Raw genomic sequence first — 1,039 nt, forward strand, 5'->3', positions numbered from 1 at the left:
TGCCTGAAGTGACCGCTGTCAGTCTTGGTATGCCGCCCGTGCCGCCGCCGCCGCTCGCGTCTCGTCGGGTCAGTCGTCAGATCATGGTGGGGTCGGTGCCGGTGGGTGGTGGTGCGCCGGTGTCGGTGCAGTCGATGACGACCACGTTGACCTCTGATGTGAATGCCACGTTGCAGCAGATCGCGGAGTTGACGGCGTCTGGGTGTCAGATCGTGCGGGTGGCGGTGCCGAGTCAGGATGATGTGGAGGCGTTGCCGGCGATCGCGGGTAAGTCGCAGATCCCGGTGATCGCGGATATCCATTTTCAGCCGAAGTACGTGTTCGCCGCGATCGACGCGGGGTGTGCGGCGGTGCGGGTCAATCCGGGTAACATCCGGCAGTTCGATGACAAGGTCAAGGAGATCGCGGCGGCGGCGTCCGCCGCTGGTACGCCGATCCGGATCGGGGTCAACGCCGGTTCGTTGGACAAGCGGTTGCTGGCCAAGTACGGCCGGGCGACGGCGGAGGCGTTGGTCGAGTCGGCGTTGTGGGAGTGCTCGTTGTTCGAGGAGCACGGTTTCCGGGACATCAAGATTTCGGTGAAGCACAACGACCCGGTGGTGATGATCCGGGCGTACCGGCAGCTCGCGGCGCAGTGTGACTATCCGTTGCATCTGGGGGTGACCGAGGCCGGGCCGGCGTTTCAGGGGACCATCAAGTCGGCGGTCGCCTTCGGGGCGTTGCTGGCCGAGGGGATCGGGGACACGATCCGGGTGTCGCTGTCCGCGCCGCCGGTCGAGGAGATCAAGGTCGGTAACCAGATCCTGGAGTCGCTCGGGCTGCGTGAGCGGGGTTTGGAGATCGTGTCGTGCCCGTCCTGTGGGCGGGCTCAGGTGGATGTCTACAAGCTGGCCGAGGAGGTCACCGCCGGCCTGGAGGGGCTGCCGGTGCCGCTGCGGGTCGCCGTGATGGGCTGCGTGGTCAACGGTCCCGGTGAGGCCCGTGAGGCTGATCTGGGTGTGGCCTCCGGCAACGGCAAGGGGCAGATCTTCGTCAAGGG

The 1,039-nt window shown here is 66.4% G+C and carries 1 protein-coding gene; it reads left to right on the forward strand.

Translation table 11 applies throughout. The features are described 5' to 3' along the window. Positions 1–8: 8 nt before the first annotated feature. Positions 9–1,039, forward strand: a 1,031-nt coding sequence (ispG, locus tag V5O40_RS27875) for a flavodoxin-dependent (E)-4-hydroxy-3-methylbut-2-enyl-diphosphate synthase (protein ID WP_332908206.1), incomplete at its 3' end; no start/stop codon positions are given.

The organism is Micromonospora palythoicola (assembly GCF_036689795.1).
Lineage (GTDB): Bacteria > Actinomycetota > Actinomycetes > Mycobacteriales > Micromonosporaceae > Micromonospora > Micromonospora palythoicola.